The organism is Rhodococcus qingshengii JCM 15477 (assembly GCF_023221595.1).
Taxonomy (GTDB): domain Bacteria; phylum Actinomycetota; class Actinomycetes; order Mycobacteriales; family Mycobacteriaceae; genus Rhodococcus_F; species Rhodococcus_F qingshengii.
Genome location: NZ_CP096563.1, coordinates 5,230,033 through 5,245,451 on the forward strand (window position 1 = coordinate 5,230,033; position 15,419 = coordinate 5,245,451).

General features: G+C 61.1%; 15 protein-coding genes. 2 read left to right on the forward strand and 13 right to left on the reverse strand.

Annotated features, from left to right (window positions below):
• Positions 1 to 10: 10 nt before the first annotated feature.
• Together M0639_RS23955 and M0639_RS23960 are read right to left on the reverse strand one after the other, a co-directional pair.
• Positions 11 to 1,159 carry a TetR/AcrR family transcriptional regulator gene (locus M0639_RS23955; RefSeq protein ID WP_030535201.1) on the reverse strand — a complete coding sequence of 383 codons (1,149 nt, stop codon included), beginning with the start codon at positions 1,157 to 1,159 and terminating at the stop codon, positions 11 to 13.
• Between the two features lie 122 nt (positions 1,160 to 1,281).
• Complete coding sequence (locus tag M0639_RS23960; RefSeq protein WP_054781480.1) at positions 1,282 to 1,836, reverse strand: TetR/AcrR family transcriptional regulator; 555 nt, start codon at positions 1,834 to 1,836, stop codon at positions 1,282 to 1,284.
• Between the two features lie 185 nt (positions 1,837 to 2,021).
• Between M0639_RS23960 and M0639_RS23965 the strand changes: the two genes are divergently transcribed.
• On the forward strand, positions 2,022 to 3,245 hold the full coding sequence (locus M0639_RS23965; RefSeq protein ID WP_064073457.1) for a cytochrome P450: 1,224 nt from the start codon (positions 2,022 to 2,024) through the stop codon (positions 3,243 to 3,245).
• A gap of 6 nt (positions 3,246 to 3,251) precedes the next feature.
• Here M0639_RS23965 and M0639_RS23970 read toward each other — a convergent pair whose 3' ends face one another.
• The 11 genes from M0639_RS23970 to M0639_RS24020 all read right to left on the reverse strand — a co-directional run bounded on the left by M0639_RS23970 (position 3,252) and on the right by M0639_RS24020 (position 14,739).
• Positions 3,252 to 4,637: a lipase family protein gene (locus tag M0639_RS23970; protein ID WP_371713539.1), complete on the reverse strand. Its 1,386-nt coding sequence runs from the start codon at positions 4,635 to 4,637 to the stop codon at positions 3,252 to 3,254.
• Positions 4,637 to 5,920, reverse strand: coding sequence for a hypothetical protein (locus M0639_RS23975; protein WP_082893092.1), 1,284 nt, complete (start codon positions 5,918 to 5,920; stop codon positions 4,637 to 4,639). The genes M0639_RS23970 and M0639_RS23975 overlap by 1 nt, the downstream gene beginning before the upstream one ends.
• Positions 5,921 to 6,217: 297 nt before the next feature.
• Positions 6,218 to 7,276, reverse strand: coding sequence for a hypothetical protein (locus M0639_RS23980; protein ID WP_231915055.1), 1,059 nt, complete (start codon positions 7,274 to 7,276; stop codon positions 6,218 to 6,220).
• 1 nt (position 7,277) lies between these two features.
• Positions 7,278 to 7,877 carry a signal peptidase I gene (locus M0639_RS23985; RefSeq protein WP_042453547.1) on the reverse strand — a complete coding sequence of 200 codons (600 nt, stop codon included), beginning with the start codon at positions 7,875 to 7,877 and terminating at the stop codon, positions 7,278 to 7,280.
• A gap of 8 nt (positions 7,878 to 7,885) precedes the next feature.
• Positions 7,886 to 8,491 (reverse strand): SipW-dependent-type signal peptide-containing protein, encoded by a 606-nt coding sequence (locus tag M0639_RS23990; RefSeq protein WP_021332053.1) that lies wholly within the window; start codon positions 8,489 to 8,491, stop codon positions 7,886 to 7,888.
• 9 nt (positions 8,492 to 8,500) lie between these two features.
• Positions 8,501 to 9,172, reverse strand: coding sequence for a signal peptidase I (locus M0639_RS23995; RefSeq protein ID WP_223304718.1), 672 nt, complete (start codon positions 9,170 to 9,172; stop codon positions 8,501 to 8,503).
• A 65-nt stretch (positions 9,173 to 9,237) separates the two neighbouring features.
• Positions 9,238 to 9,780, reverse strand: coding sequence for a hypothetical protein (locus M0639_RS24000; protein ID WP_019745195.1), 543 nt, complete (start codon positions 9,778 to 9,780; stop codon positions 9,238 to 9,240).
• Positions 9,781 to 9,795: 15 nt separating this feature from the next.
• Positions 9,796 to 10,305 carry an alternate-type signal peptide domain-containing protein gene (locus M0639_RS24005; RefSeq protein ID WP_019745196.1) on the reverse strand — a complete coding sequence of 170 codons (510 nt, stop codon included), beginning with the start codon at positions 10,303 to 10,305 and terminating at the stop codon, positions 9,796 to 9,798.
• Positions 10,306 to 10,523: 218 nt separating this feature from the next.
• Positions 10,524 to 11,465, reverse strand: coding sequence for an Ig-like domain-containing protein (locus M0639_RS24010; RefSeq protein ID WP_082893093.1), 942 nt, complete (start codon positions 11,463 to 11,465; stop codon positions 10,524 to 10,526).
• 722 nt (positions 11,466 to 12,187) lie between these two features.
• Entirely contained in the window at positions 12,188 to 13,783 is a 1,596-nt protein-coding gene (locus tag M0639_RS24015) for an amidohydrolase (RefSeq protein ID WP_064073461.1), read from the reverse strand.
• Complete coding sequence (locus M0639_RS24020) at positions 13,780 to 14,739, reverse strand: DMT family transporter (RefSeq protein ID WP_064073462.1); 960 nt, start codon at positions 14,737 to 14,739, stop codon at positions 13,780 to 13,782. Before M0639_RS24020 ends, M0639_RS24015 begins: the two co-directional genes overlap by 4 nt.
• 51 nt (positions 14,740 to 14,790) lie before the next feature.
• On the opposite strand from M0639_RS24020, the gene M0639_RS24025 reads away from it, so the two are divergent.
• The gene (locus M0639_RS24025; RefSeq protein ID WP_021332048.1) at positions 14,791 to 15,348 is read left to right on the forward strand and encodes a TetR/AcrR family transcriptional regulator; all 558 of its coding nucleotides are present in this window, start codon (positions 14,791 to 14,793) and stop codon (positions 15,346 to 15,348) included.
• Positions 15,349 to 15,419 lie beyond the last annotated feature (71 nt).

The window sequence follows — 15,419 nt, forward strand, 5'->3', positions numbered from 1 at the left end:
CCCGAATTTTTCATGCGCCCAGCAGCAGGGCGCAGCCGATCTCGAAGAGTCTGTCCGACAGGTCGTCGCGACGGCGAAGCCGGCCGATTCGGACGGCGTTCTCCACAACTGTCAAAGTGGCATTGACGGTGATCCTGGCGGTGGCGGACTCGAGGCCCGGACGGACTTCTTCGAGCATCTTGACCCATAGCGCGACGTACTCACGTTGATTCTGTTCACACGTGCGGCGGAACTTGTCCGGTAATTGGTCGAGTTCGCTGATCAACAACCCGATCAAATGACGCTCGTTGATCGCGAAATCGATATGTGCGGCAAGCAATCCGGACAGCGCGTCCTCCGGGCCGGTTGCGGCGCCGAGAGCCTGTGCAACGCCGAGCCGGCGACGCTCGCCGCCCCTCGCGACCGCGGAGATCAGCAGGTCGATCTTGGCATCGAAGTGGTTGTACACATTCGGGCCTGTCGTCCCTGCAGCCTCACCGATGTCCTCGGTATTGACTGCTTGATATCCACGCTCGTCGAACAGCCGAATTGCTTCGGTCAACAAGAGTTCACGTCTGGGTATCACAACGGGCAGGTGACCCGTTGCCGCCACGACTTTCACTTCTGAGCGACCCAGTTCCGCGTATGCAGCGCGGTCTGCCAACTCGACAAGCAGCAGTTCCATCTGACGCCTCGGCAAGGACACTCGATGCGAAGACACACTGTTGAAGACTGCGATGACAGCCCAGGCGAGCAGATAGCTGTCTTCCTCGTCGAGGTCGGGACGCTCAATTCGGATCAGCGCTGCATCGCGCGAAGCTGCACTCTTGAGGGTCGAACGCATTTCCTCACGTTGCTCGTCAGGCAGATAGCGTGCCTCTCGCTGCCACAGGAGCGACAGACCCCGACGTTTGGACACCGATGCCGCAAGTTCGGTGATCAGTGTTTTCAGATCCTCGGCACCTGCGACCCGATCGTAGAGCGATTCGATGCCTGCGTTGACCGCGGCGTAGAGGAGATCCGGCTTGTTCTTGAAGTGCCGATAGAGCGCAGGTGCCGTGATTCCAACTGCAGCAGCCACCTGAGCGACAGACACGTTGTGATAACCGTGCTCACGGAAAAGCTCACCTGCAGCCGCAAGAATCTGCTGCTTACGGTCGCGGGGCCTGCGTACGACCATCGTGACTCTCTCCTTCGCGGCAGCGGACAAGCTCAGAGTACCGAGCCGAGGAATGAAGCAATGAACCGAACCGTCTACAGCAGCGACGATCCGATGCACCGTTCACGAACACGGAATCCCGCTCAGGAGTAGATGAACGACTCGACCATCCGTCGTTCGGCGGCCCTGTCTGCGAGAGGCCATGCCAAGAGCATCAACACGATCCGAACCACCCACTGCGACTCTTGACCTTCAGGATCCAAGCCCGCAAGTTCCAGCGCAGTACGCGGGAGCAACGGCGAGGACACGAGATACTCGTCGATTCCGTTGGCCCGCGCTGCCGCAAGGCCGTGGCTCATGGCAGCGTCGGATCTGATCGCGTCGACGGCGACGAGGATCGACTCCACGATGCGCTCGTCGCCGTGCAGTGATTCGACGGCAGTCGCGACCTGGCTCGCCACGGATGCCGCGCCTCGTGACAACAACCCCTCGCGGATCGCGGACTTGCCACCTACGTAGCGGTAGAGCGTTGCCCTCGAACAGCCTGCGCGGGCAGCGACGTCGTCGGCGTTGAACCGATCGAATCCCTGTTCTCGAATCAGCTCCGCCGCAGCCGCGAAGATGCGCTCGGTTGCGAGTTCACGGCGGTTACCGCCGGCCAACCAGTCGGCGGCGCGGCGCTCGTTTGCACCGGTCACTCTCCGTCACCTCGTCTCACTCTGAGACAGATTCAATCAGAAATCTCAAGGCTACGGAAGGCCGCGAGCCTCTGACCTGGGAGAAGTACGATGGGGTTGAAGTGCGTGAGATTTTCTCAAAATGCCAGTTCAGAGGCATTTTCCACCTGTTGACTTCTCCTCGACGGCCGTGAAATCTTCCCTTCGTGACACCATCGACGCTCGACATCAACCCTTTCCTGCCGTCGAACATCGACGACCCGTACCCGCTATACGACGTACTCCGGCGCGAGCACCCCGTGTACCGCATTCCTGATACCGACTTCTATCTGGTGTCCACGTGGGAATTGGTCACCGAAGCCGTTTCCCGTACCGACGACTTCTCCAACAACCTCACCGGCGTGCTGGTTCGTACACCGGACGGTTCGGCAATGACCTTCGACATGAACGGCGGCGGGCAAGCTGTTCACGTTCTCGCGACTGCCGACGAGCCCGACCATCAACACCAGCGCAAACTTGTCTTGCCGACACTGGTCGCCAAACGTATACGAGCACTCGAGCCGGTGATGACCGAGTACACGCAGCAGTTGTGGGACAACGGCTTCGACGGTCGACGGATCGAATGGGTCACGTCGGTAGCGGACACGCTGCCGCTGCAGATGGTTGCCACGCTGATCGGCTTGCCGGCACACGACGTCCCCCAATTGCTGGCGTGGTCGTACGACAGCACCGAACTTCTCAGCGGCATCGTGACCGCTGAACGGTTGACAGGCGTCGTCACCTCGGCGGCCGAACTCACCGGGTACCTCTACAGCAAGTTTCGTGAGGCACGGGCTCACCCGGTGGATGATCTACTCGGAGACCTCGTCCGTTGCTGTGACGCAGGCGAACTCAGCGAAGACGTGGCCGTGCTGATGTTGGTGCAACTCGTCGGTGCGGGTGGCGAATCGACCGCCGGACTGATCGCCAACTCTGCACGGTTGCTCGCCGAGCGCCCTGAGATTCAGACGCAGCTGCGCGAGGACCCTCTACTCGTGGGCGCGTTCCTGGAAGAAACGCTCAGGCTCGAGTCACCCTTTCGCGGACATCACCGACATGTCAACGCGGACACGACACTCGGTGGCATGACACTGCCCGCCGGCAGTCATCTCATACTGCTGTGGGGTTCGGCGAACCGCGACCCCGAGTCGTTCGTCGAACCACAGGTGATGAACCTCGACAGAGTCAATCCCCGAGCACATTTCGCCTTCGGCAAAGGAGCACATTTCTGTGTCGGGGCCGCGCTGGCTCGTCTGGAAGCAAAGATCGCGATCGCAGTCCTTCTCGAAAACAGTGCGCACTTCACAATCGATTCCGAATCCCCACCCCGTTGGGTCCCCAGCATGTTCGTACGCCGCCATCAGAGTTTGCGTCTCGCTGTCACCGGATAGTTTCACTCAGTTGTCGAAATTGTGGGCTATCCAGTCGATCGTCTGCATTCCGAACAGATCAGTTCCCCAACCGTATGGATCCGCGAATGCGCGATCCATACTGCAGTCCGTGGGCTGATAGCTCACGTCCGTCCCTCGGCTTCTGTACGTGTCCGCCAGTTCTCGCGCATCAGCTGCCGGCACAAGTGACATCGGGGAGTCGTCCTTTGCGCACGAAGCTATCAATACCTTCGACGCCGGAGCACCGTGACCCAATACGTTGTCGTCGTACGCGCGCTGGAAGCTGGGTTCTGTGGTCGGATCGATTCCCGGCTCGAAAAGGCTCGCCAGCGGTACGAACGGAAGCGTGAAGTACGCCGGCATCTGGCACTCATCCCGGTACACGTCGGCAATCGCTCGGCCCACGGGATTGAGCTTGTCGTTCAACTTCATCTCGGGGTACCAGGGTTCGAGGCCAAGGAGCGTCGCAAATCCGAAGCCGGCACCGACCGAGGAATCTGTTGTCTCCATGAATGTTCGGGGCTTGATCACCATTCCCTCGAGGACTGTCGAGACGATGTCGAGTTCCGGTGCGTAGGACTGCGCAGATTCGGCGGCGAATGCAGTACCGACTCCACCACCAGCGATTCCGAACAACGCAATCTCCGCCTCAGGATTCAGCCCGGAATCCTGCACCTGAAATGCTGCACGCACAGCATCCAACTGCGCGTGCCCCGCGAACTTGCCCGCGAAGACGCCGTGAGGATCGCGGTCTCCGTTGTTCCCGACGTCGGATATCACTACGGCATAGCCTTTTCCGAACATCAGTGCCAGCGGACCCAACGCCGACCAGGAGGCGCCGTCCAACGGATCGCCGCCCGTCCAGTGCGAACTCGGATGACAGTAGCCGCCGACGCTGTCGTTGGCCTCCTGGTAGCTGATGACTTTCTTCTCCGATGCCGGTGTTCCGTCGATAGGGATCATCATGATCCCGGTGCTCACCACCGGCGTCGAACCGTCGATTCCGGTTGTAACGTACATGATCTTGTAGGCGTCGAGCTGTCCCGGTTTGTATCCGGTGAACAGTACATCCACCTTCTTCGACTTCAGGAGATCACCGGGACGCTCGGCGCCGGTCAACACCGGCTCGTCGTAAAACGGATCATCGGGCGTGAGTGCAGTGAAGATCTCCTCTTCGGATGCGAACTCCCCCGAACTGAGAGCACCGACGGTGAACCCGTTGAATACCTCTCCCAGAGTTGGGGTGTCGGTTCGAAACTCCTCGGATACAGGAGTTTGCACGTCTTTCGGGGCATCACTGTCCGGCACCTCAGCTCCAGCCGTTGCTGGCAGGACCAGCGCAACGGTCAGCGCTACCAGCGGCGCCAACCTTCGGAATGTCGCCGACGACATCACTGAACCGTCACTTTCAAACTGGAGAGGGCCGATTCGAGAGTTTGTGGGAGGGTCACCATCGGGCGGTGACTCTCCAATTGAATTTCGTAGGGAACACTCAATGTGGCTACGAGCCGCGGCCAATCTTCTTCGACCATCGCTCGGTACTTCGGCAAGAGCTGCGAGGTGATGTAGTCCCACCGGTCCTCGTACACCGACCAGTTCCAATCCGGTAGGGGCAGTGTCACTGTCGCGGTGCGTCCGTCGGCAAGTGTCGTCGTGAACTCGAGGGGCCGGAACGAGCGAAGCGGGACCACGCCGGCGACCGAGGGCGAGCCGGCAACGGTCGATGCGTAGGTGATCGCTTCTCCCACATCACCTTTGTAGGCGCGCACGGTATCCCACTGGTCGCGGATGATCACCCCTTGCTCACGTTGGAGCAGTGCTACGTTCCCACGTGCAATCCGATTCGAATCGCCAGAGGCTACATCACGCCAGGCGTCCATGACATCCTGACCGAACAATCCGGCACTCTGCATTTCCTCCAGCGCGGGAAGTCCTTCATCCACGTATGCCTGATGCATCGGCATCAGATCCGAGAAGATGTTCTTCTGCATCACCAGGATCATCCCCAGCACATAATCCAAGTCGTCCGCTGTGACGTTCCTGCCCACCGCGGCGAGTGCGCGCAGCCCTGCCGGCAATTGGTTCAGCGCTTGCACGCCAACCTGATCTGTGACCTGAGAAACTATCGAATTGGAAACATATTGCAGATTCGGAAACGAGTACATGTCCGCCATCAGTTCGAAGTCGATCAGTCCTCCGCCGAAGTCCGCACCAACCTGTCCGCCCATGCCCGCCCACTGCAATTCCGGGTGACCGAGTTGCAGATCCTCGTAGTAGCGGTACGACTTCACCAGGTTCGTGCGATTAGCCGACACTCCGGCGCGCGGATTCCACGATGAGAGATCGATTCCGGCGGCTTCCGTGGCAGCGACCAATCGATACTGAAACAGCAAGGCCGCATAGGATTCCGGACTGCGACCACTGGCGCGGGCTTCTTCCACAAGGGCTTGCAAGGTGCCGAGATCAGTCGGCAACGCGGGATGGACACCGCCCGGACCGTGTTCGGCATTCCGATTCACCAAAGGCAAATTCACGTACTCGTCCAGCTCGGACGCCGACGCTGAAATCTGTACCGAGAGCAACGCGGACATCGCCAGCGCACATGCCGTCGCGGCTGCCAATACGTCGCGCGCCCAACGACGTCGCCGAACACCTGCCCCCAGGTTCATCCGCATATCGATCCCTGTACTCAGGTCGGCATAGCCCCAATCGACGCCGACACCAAATACTTACTTTGCAGTAAGATAACTCGAGCCCCGAATAAGTGCCAATCCACTGCGAACGCTTCAGGCATCTCTACACGTCGTTGCCGTCTGCAGTTGGTTTATCCAGTTCACGGGCGGCCGAAACCTCTCCAGCGGGCGACCAGCCGGTTACCTGATTGCCCGACACCGTCGGAACATGCGCAGCTACGACTGTGCCCCCGGGTCCGGAAACTCGGGGGCACAGTCCAGACGTCGAGTGATTGGCCGCTACCCGAAGTCAGGCATGTTCTGCCCGCTGTCCTTGTAGAACTTCCATGTGCCGTCCTGCGGTGACTCCATGATGCGGTAGACCTCGGTTGCCCCGACAATCCACAACTGGCCGTTGTACCAATGCAGAGTGGAACCCGATTCCACACGGCCACTTGCGAGTTCGTTGCCGTCGGCGTCGACCACTGCAACCCTGTTACCACCCGCAGTCCAGCCGCCGGTGAGGCCGCCACTCTCGACTGTGTCCGTCAGAACCGGCTTCGGATCAGCCGAGGGAGTGGTCTCCGGCGACGTGGTTTCCGGGGTGGTCGGTGCCGGAGTTGTCGTGCTCGGTGCCGTCGTGGTCGTGGCCTCGGTGGTGCTGGTCGGCTCGGTAGACGTTGTCGGATTGGCGGTCTCGCTCGTGGACGGAGCTTGGGTGGTGGTCGTCTCCAACGCATCAGGCTCGTTCGGCACCATCGCTTCGGCCTGCATCCTGCTCAGAGGGTTCGCCCCGTTGGGTGCCGGTGTCGCCGGATTCCAGGTGTTGGTATTTTCCCAGGCCTGGTTAGCCAATTGCGGACCACGATTACCCTCGCATTCGGTCCTGTTACTTACGAGGTCCTTATGGGTTATCTCGACAGACGACATGAAACCAGATGAGATTGCCGGCCCGTTCACGGTGTACACCCGCGCCCACATCACATTGCGACTGCCATGGGTAATTCCACTGATGGACGTTTGGCTCGCCGACAGATTATCCGTTCGAGCGATGTAGCTCGGATCGGATTTCCTCACGAAAACCACCTTGTACCCCGTGACACCTGGAACCGCGGGCCAGCTCAGGTTTGCTCTACGTCCCAATAGGTCTGCTCCTCCCGACGTCGAGCAGTTCACAGTCGAGGTCAACGGCGTCGGATAGAAGTTGCCCGTCGCCACCTGTGCGCCAGTCGAATTGACCACGTCAGTTGGATTTGCCAACGTCCCAGTGGCCTGAGCCAGACCGAAAGCCATTGCAGCAGCGCCGCCGACAGCGATCAACGACCGCAGCGACTTCATGCGGGTGCTAGCCCGTCGCATTTCAATCATTATGAGCCTCCTGAAGCTCCCCGCAGGTTTCGTCAGCATCGACGCGGGCGTCATTTGTAGTGGCGGCGCGGGCATTCTCCAGACGCCGGTCTTTAGTTCGTCCAAATGCGATGACCAGCACCGCGCCTACCAATCCGCCGCCAAGGAAGGTTGCGAGCGGGCTGGAAAGCCAAGCAACGACATAGCCGAGCCCGCCGACGCTGATGAACACTCGGTCGGCCTCGGTGATGGTGTAGGGCAGTCGATCAGCCACATTGTTGGCATCGCCCTTGAGCGTGGCGAGCACGGTGTCCGCTCCTGCCGATTCGAGTTCGACCACGCGGTGGGTGATGCGCACGCCTTGGTCGTTGTCGACGCTGATCACGTCGCCGACAGCCAATTCAGTTGCAGGCACGGTCTTCGCCAGCGCCAGCGCACCGGTGGAAATTGCAGGTTCCATCGAACCCGAGCGAAACACCAGTGGTTTGATCCCGAATATCAGGGACGCGAGAGTGGCGATTATGCAGATGAGCCCGGCGACCGCAGCCACATTCAAGGCAATTTCCTTGCCACGACTGCGTCCCACGCTCACCTCCTCATCGGTGCTGTCCATCGCGATGATCACTGCCCCGTTGCGGTGAAGTTGAAGCCCAGATCGGCGATCTTGAACTGCTCCGTCTGACCCGCGGTCGAATCGACGGTCACCTTGATGCACACCTGCTCCGAAACACCGGCAGCGAGTGATCGGCCAGAGACGAGTGTCGGGTTCCCGGAGAACGCTTGCTGCGTCCCGATGATCGGTCCTGAACAGGTACTGCCGTCGTTGGCGCCGGTCTGATGTAGGGAAACCTTGAGCTTCCCGATCAGCGCGGACGAACCCGTGGCCGTTGCCGATACCGCCCACTGGAAGTTGGCAGTTCCGGTGTTCTGAACCGTCAATGCCCCAGCCTCACTCTGGCCTGGCAGCATGCTGTTGCGCTTGAGTTCGGTGAATTGGTGTGCGGGCCGCTGGTTGTCGACTTTCAGCTGGACCGACGAAGTGCTGAACATGCCGGTGGTCGCAGTAGCGCTGTCGGACCACGCCGCCATCGTGCCGACCGCTCCGAGGCCCAGGACCATGCCCAGTGAGAGCACGGCCCGGGTCCGTATCCAACCGGTCTCGCCCAGACGGCTTCGCATCCGCGCCCCGAGACGCGCGTCGCCGCCCGATTTCTGTTCTGTAGACATTCTGCTGTCCTATTTCGATTCGGAGGTTGGTGCCGATGGATCGGCGGGCAATACCGGCGCGCCGAGTTCAGGGCCGGAAAGAGTCGGGTCTGTGCCACTTTCGTCGTCACCGGCCTTGCCCCGCTTGTCGCGGATGCCACTGACGACCATCCACACGGCATATACAGCCAGGCCCGCAGCTACGCCTGTGGTGAGAATCGAACGCGATTGCCCGTTGATCACCGAGTTCACCCGGCCCAGATACGGCACCGAGTAGATGACCCGACCACGGATCTGCTCGGGCACCAGCGACCACGAGTCGGCGACGGGGTTGTTGTCGCCGCGAGTGTGGATGCGACGCTCCCCTTCCCCCGTGTAATAGATGCCTTCGATGCGGTGGGTGACCACCGCTGGATCGCCGGAGACGGGCTGGAACGTGATCACGTCCCCGGTGGTCAGATCCTCGTTGGGGGTCGGCTTGACCACGATGAGCGTGCCAGGGGGCATGGTCGGTTCCATCGAACCGGTGAGAACCGTGTACGCGGTGGAGCCGGTGAGTCGAGGGATAACGACCATCACCGCGAGAATGCCGACCATCAGCAGCAGCAGTACCCACGAGACGATGGTGCGAGTCCACCACCATAGGGTGGTCTTGTCGTCTCCGCCTTGTTCGGGATCATGTTGCCGCTCAGATGTTTCCACGTGTGCGCTGTGCCGGGGTCGATACTCGGCACGTTCGCCTGCACGCCGGCTTCTCGCGGTGACGGTCATGACTGGCTCACTGAGCTTGCGTCGAAAGTGAACGTCGCGTTGGACTGCTGGCTCGCTGCCGCGCCCTGGCCCAGCGTGGCCCGCAGGCACAACACCTGCATCTGCCCGGCCGGAACCAGCTGTTCGGAAAAGGCCGCGCCGTCCATGGCACCGTTGTAGAGCTCAGTGCCCACGTCGCCAGTGGCGGTGCAGGCCGCCTCGTTGGCTACCTTGGCCACGCGCAGGCTCAGCGGCGGTGGGGTGGCGCCGTTGAGTACAACATCGGAAAGCACGTAGTTCATCTGCACGTTGCCGGAGTTGATCACCGGCAGAGGCATCTGAATGCTGTCGCCCGGGCCCTTGTTGTCCAACTTGAACCCATCGAGGTTGAACTGCTTGACCCCTTCACCGCCGGCAGAGATATCGAGCATGCCTGCCTGGATAGTGCCGCCGGTCGATTCTGCGGTATCGCGCCACAGCGCGCCGGTCTGCTGCACCGAGACGAACCCGATGAGCAGAACCGACGACGCTGCGATCGCCCATTTGTACTGGGTCTTCACGTGACCTTCTTTGGCTTAGTTGAGCGTCTGCTCGAGGGTGACCGCGCCGCCGGCGAGGCTGGCGGTCTTCGTCTGACCGGTGTTGTCGCCCGCGGCCCCCGCGTTGAATGTGATGGTGGTCGTGAACGTTGCCGCCTGATCCAGGCCGGCGGTGTATGTAGTCACGGTGCCACTAGCCGGGGCCACGGTCAGCTGATTCAGCGTGACGAGGTCTCCGGTGACCCCAGTGAGCGAAGGCGTCAACTTCGCCTTCAGGTTCGTGCCAACGAGGTCGATGCTGTAGTTCGCGGTGTAGGTGACGACATCACCGGGCACAATCAGGTCGCTCGCGGGATTGAAGGTACTGCCGTTTGCCCACTTCCACACGCCGGCGCCGACCTGCTCGACCGACAGCGAACCGGCGCCAACCGTCTGCGGAGCGCCACCGTTGGTAGACGAGTTCCACGCGGCCATGGTTCCGGCACCGCCTGCGAGCAGAACGGCAGCCGCACCAGCGGCGATGGCACCCTTTGTGGTCTTGTTCATCTGGTATTCCTCCTGTGCAGTTCGCGGCGGGACATCCGACGCGCTTGGTTGAGCCCGGGCCGTGCGGATGTGCACTCCGGTGAAACAGCCCCAGGAAGGGGCATGGGAAATGAAGCCGCCGAATTGAATTCGGTGACCGAGAAGGTTGGCGATGCGCGGAGATGGTCGAGATCGCCCCGTGCATCGCGAGGTCTAAGTGGCCGGTTGGGCCGGAGTGGTTATCCGCCGAGGCTGCCGAACAGGTCGAGACTTCCGAGCGAACCGGTGCTACTTCCGAGCGAACCGCTGCTGCTGCCACCTGGATCGGTGGTTTTCGCCGTGACCTTGACCGTGACCGCCGTGGAGGCGGGGCTGGTCCCACCCGCATTTGTCGCCGTGGCGGTGATCGGATGACTGCCGGGCGTGGTGATCGTCAGGTTGCAGCTGAAGTTCCCACTCGTATCCGCGGTTGCGGTGCAGGTGGCGCCGCCTCCGGTCACGGTGACGGTACTGTTCGGCTCTGCCTTGCCGGAGACCTTGACGGGTGTGCCCGCCTCTACTTCGGCCGAACCCAGAGTCAAACCGGTCGGCGCACTGGGAGCAACAACGACGGGCTCGCCCTCCACCAGGACGAGACCCCAGCCGGGGTTGATCTCGTATCCCTGCAAAACTTCGCCGGCAGGGATGCCGATCATGAAACCAGCCATCACGTTGGCGTTCTGTGCGAGAGGCGTTTTCACCAGCTCGATCCGCGTCGACGAATTCGCATTCGGCCCGATCACGAACTGCTGGCCGACCTGGCCGTCGAGCTTGCCCCGCACTGTCGCAGTGCCGCCGCCCGAGACGGACCAGCTCTCACTGAAAAGAGTGAGCGTGGCAGGAAGGTCGCAGACATTACGAACATTGAAGGCCAACTGCGTGCCCTCGTCACCGGGGATCGGAATGTAGTCGGTTCCACTGGGATCGAAGGCCGCCGGCTTCACCCAGGGTCCACCGTTCTGGGACATCTCCAGGCACTGGTCAGTGATGTCGTCGCCCGGGGCGGCCGCGGCGCTACCAGGTGCAAGCAGCGCACCCGAGGTCGCGAGGAGCAGTGCAGCCGGCAGAGCCGCCAACACAGCAGTGGCGCGCCGGGGGAGACGGGATTCTCGTCCGTCCCCGACCGGGAAAAATCGAGGCATGTGAAGACTCATTTCGTCTGTCCCGTTGCCGGGCATTGGGTGAAGAGATGGCGGAACGAGGTACATCCGCCATCGGTGCCAAACATGTTGCAGAAAGCTTGCGAGCCGAACCGTGACGCTGTGCATGCCCTCGCTCATACATAGCAACCGCTCCGCTTCGGATCAATTTTTATCACACGTATCAGCTTTTGTGGCGGTTTTACTGGTCAAACGTTCAGAAGGAATTTCGACATCCCTCAAGGGCTAATTCTGCACCCTGACCAGTACCGTTAGAAATAGTTAGCTGTGCATCGCAACTATTTACCCAAAAGTGTTCTGCGATCGAACGGGCGATTCATTCCGATCCAAACAAGAACAAGTTCTAGATACTCTTGGTATGTCCGGGAATCCACGAACGAACTCGCCGAGAACAGCGACCCTCGAGCAAACAGAAGGATCGAGCCGTTTCGAGACCCCCGCATTTCGTCCACTAGCGCCACGGACACGGGCGCCATCGATCGCTGCGCCCCGCCGGATCGGCCGGCCAGGACAAACTCTCGCGCGCTCCGAAACCAGCACTCCACCAATAACTTTGTCCGACCATCGAATCGCGACTGCCCGCGCTGCATCCAAAGCTGTGGGCCGGGAAGCAAATTCGCTCCCCGGCCCACGTGCATCTACAGTTGCGAAGCCGGTAAGGAGTTGACTACCGGCACCCAATCCCAAGGTAAAACGACGAGCATCTACGCCCCGAAGACGGTCTCACCGCCGACAACCGTGCGCAGGACCGACAGTTCATTCAAGTCTGTCGAATCGCTGCGCAGCGGATCTCCGTCGAGCACAACAAAATCCGCCAAAAGTCCCACCGCTATCCGACCTTTGTCCGATGACTCACCGGTGAGACGAGCGGCTGCGCTTGTGTAGCCGGCCAGCGCCTCGGACGCGGAAACCCGTTGCTCCGCACCCAGAACGTGACCTTCTCGCGTCACACGATGTACGGCGGTGTTCATCGTGAAGAGCGGGTTCACTGGAGTGACAGGGCAGTCGCAATGCAGCGCGTAGGCAAGCCCCGCCGCCACGACCGACGCCACGGGGCTGATCCGCTCGCCGCGACCCGGTCCGAGAAAACGATCGCGGTGCCGGTCACCCCAGTAGTAGACGTGGTTCACGAAGATCGACGCCACCACCCCGAGTTCGACCATCCGCGCGATCTGATCTTCCCGCAACGTCTGAACGTGCTCGAGTCGATGCGAAACTTCGATGTCCGGGTGCGCCGTCCGTGCCGCTGCAATTGCGTCCAATGCAAAATCGATGGCCTGATCACCGTTGGTATGAATCGCAACCTGTCGGCCGACAGCGTGATGTTCCTCGACGAGTGCCCCGAGCGCGCCTGCCGGGATTGCCATTCCGCCGCAGTGGCATCCGCCCAGATCGTGGTACGGCGCGGTCAGCGCAGCGGTGTGCAACTGAATCGACCCGTCCGAAATGAGTTTGACGCCGCCCACACGAACTCGGTCTGTCGAATCGGCGAGTTCACCCAACTGATCGTGCACCCCGTGGCCGAGATAGAGGCGCGCACGCAGCCTCAAGTCACCATCGGCGTCGAGTTGCCGGTACGCCTCGTACATCTCGGCCGTGACGTACATGTCGTGGAAACTCGTCACGCCCACCGACGCCATGACTTCCTGCGCGCGCAGCATCGCGATCTTGGACGCGTTCGGGTTCATATCCGGAACAAGTCCGTGCACCAGAGACATTGCCGGAACCTCGCACAGTTCACCGGTGGGTACACCGTCGCTGTCCCGAACGATGACACCACCTTCCGGATCGACCGTGGTGGCATCGATTCCGGCCTTCTCCAGTGCGACCGAGTTGACATAGATCCCGTGAGCAGACAAGTGCCGCACCAGGATCGGATGCTCGGTGGAGGCTTTGTCCAGATCAGCTACGGTCAGGCCTCGATCTTCCGCCACGAGGCTGTCGTCGAAGCCCCACGCTTCGATGGGCTCGCCAACTGGTGTGATCGCGGCCCGCGCGGCCAACGCCGTGATCAACTTCTCGATGGTCGGGCACGTATTCGTCGTTGCGTCGACCCCACTGAGCATCAAACCCCACATCATCGGATGAAGGTGCGTCTCGATGAACCCCGGAACAACCACCGCTCCGGCGAGATCGACAACGGAGGTTTCGGAATCGGTCAGCGCCGAGATCTCGGCGTCAGTTCCGAGGGCGACAAATCTGCCGTCCTTGACTGCCACAGCGGTGGCGTTATCGCCGACCGCACCGTCCATGGCCCTGATGTCGCCGTTGATGTAGATGTGGTCAGCCGCCGTGGTCATACGCTTGTCTCCATTCGTTTTCCGACAACAGTCGTCGAGGATTTCTTCGCGGGTATCCGCGTCGCCACAACCACTCCGGCCAAAATCATTCCGGCACCCGCAAGTTGGACGAGAGTTGGGGTCTGTGCAAGCAGCACTGCGCCGAACAACAGTGCTGACGCCGATTGCAACACGAGGCTGGCGGCGACTGCACTGGCAGGCAGACGCTGACTGGCGCTGGCTACCAGCAGCCACCCGATCACCTGAGATACCAACGCGAGCAGCACAAGCCAACCTTGAGCTACGAGTGACGGTGTCAGATCCAAAGTTCCACTCACGAGGCCGTATGCACCTGCCGTGAGGGCAGTGGCTCCCGTCGAGACGAACATCGGCAACGCCGTTCTGCCCGCCGCCCGAGTAGCCAGACCCATCAGGAAGATGTAGACCGCGTACGCGCCTGCGGCGATCACGGCAAACGACACTCCGACAGCAGGATTCGACCCGGTGAGCGTTGTGCTCGCCCCGGCTACCAGAGCAACTCCGACAAAGAGCAACGGAAGGCTGGCGACCAGTTCCCGGCCGATCCGTTGGCGCAGGACAACGTAGCCGAGGATTGCGACGAACAGCACCTGCAAATTCAGGATCACAGTCGAAAGACCTGCCCCGATCGAATGAATCGACTCGTGCCAGAGCACCAGATCGATTCCGAGGAACGCGCCGGCAAGTAGAGACTTCACGATCCAGGGCGCCGAGATCGAAGGCCGGGGTGACCGACGACGCTGAACGAGCACGAGCATGCCGAGAGGGATGAGCGCATAGAGACACCGAAAGAATGCACCCGTCGACGGAGACACTCCTGAGAGTTCGTAGAGCACCGAGGTCAACCCGAGGATGCATGCACCGGTGACGACTACGCGCAGGTCACGACGGCGTAGTTGATCGCCGGACAGCTCGCGTGGCGATACTTCATCACTCATGGTGATAATGTATCACCGACGCGAAGCCTGTCATACAGGGAAGATGCGTGCATGAGAACTCCGGTTACCCGTGAACGCGTGATCGCTGCCGCAGCCGATCTGGTCGACAGCAAAGGCGCCGACGCTCTGGTACTGAGTCAACTCGCCGAGACCCTCGACGTCCGGCAGTCAGCGCTGTACAAACACGTCGACGGGGTCGACGACGTCCACCATCAACTCAGCCTCCTCGCACGCAGCCTTCTCGCCGAACAACTGCGTGCCGCCGCGGTCGGTCTCTCGCGCGACGACGCCGTCATGGCGCTCGCGGACGCATGGCGTGCGTTCGTCCGAGTACACCCCGGGCTCTACGCCATCACCGACCGCTACCCCACTGCTCCGCATCCCGATCTGGTCTCCGCCGTCGGCGAGGTGGTCGACGTCATCAACAAGGTGATCGCGGGATACGGTCTGAGCCCGGATGATTCGGAGCAGGCGGCGTGGTCTCTTCGCAGTGCGCTGCACGGCTTCTGCATCCTCGAATCGGTAGAGGGACAACCGGCCGGCACCGACCCGGATCGGGTGTATCGACGACTGGTCGAACTTCTCTGCGCCGGTATTGCTCGTATGTAGATACCGGCTCCTGTTATCGTCGGATGAAACAACACAGACCAAAAAGGATCAGACATGGTTGGTGAACTCGA

Bases quoted from the DNA above. Each gene is read 5' to 3' on its own strand.
- M0639_RS23955 (WP_030535201.1), bottom strand. From the start codon at position 1,159: ATGGTCGTACGCAGGCCCCGCGACCGTAAGCAGCAGATTCTTGCGGCT.
- M0639_RS23970 (WP_371713539.1), bottom strand. From the start codon at position 4,637: ATGTCGTCGGCGACATTCCGAAGGTTGGCGCCGCTGGTAGCGCTGACC.
- M0639_RS23975 (WP_082893092.1), bottom strand. From the start codon at position 5,920: ATGCGGATGAACCTGGGGGCAGGTGTTCGGCGACGTCGTTGGGCGCGC.
- M0639_RS23980 (WP_231915055.1), bottom strand. From the start codon at position 7,276: ATGCGACGGGCTAGCACCCGCATGAAGTCGCTGCGGTCGTTGATCGCT.
- M0639_RS23985 (WP_042453547.1), bottom strand. From the start codon at position 7,877: ATGGACAGCACCGATGAGGAGGTGAGCGTGGGACGCAGTCGTGGCAAG.
- M0639_RS23990 (WP_021332053.1), bottom strand. From the start codon at position 8,491: ATGTCTACAGAACAGAAATCGGGCGGCGACGCGCGTCTCGGGGCGCGG.
- M0639_RS24005 (WP_019745196.1), bottom strand. From the start codon at position 10,305: ATGAACAAGACCACAAAGGGTGCCATCGCCGCTGGTGCGGCTGCCGTT.
- M0639_RS24010 (WP_082893093.1), bottom strand. From the start codon at position 11,465: ATGCCTCGATTTTTCCCGGTCGGGGACGGACGAGAATCCCGTCTCCCC.
- M0639_RS24015 (WP_064073461.1), bottom strand. From the start codon at position 13,783: ATGACCACGGCGGCTGACCACATCTACATCAACGGCGACATCAGGGCC.
- M0639_RS24020 (WP_064073462.1), bottom strand. From the start codon at position 14,739: ATGAGTGATGAAGTATCGCCACGCGAGCTGTCCGGCGATCAACTACGC.
- M0639_RS24025 (WP_021332048.1), top strand. From the start codon at position 14,791: ATGAGAACTCCGGTTACCCGTGAACGCGTGATCGCTGCCGCAGCCGAT.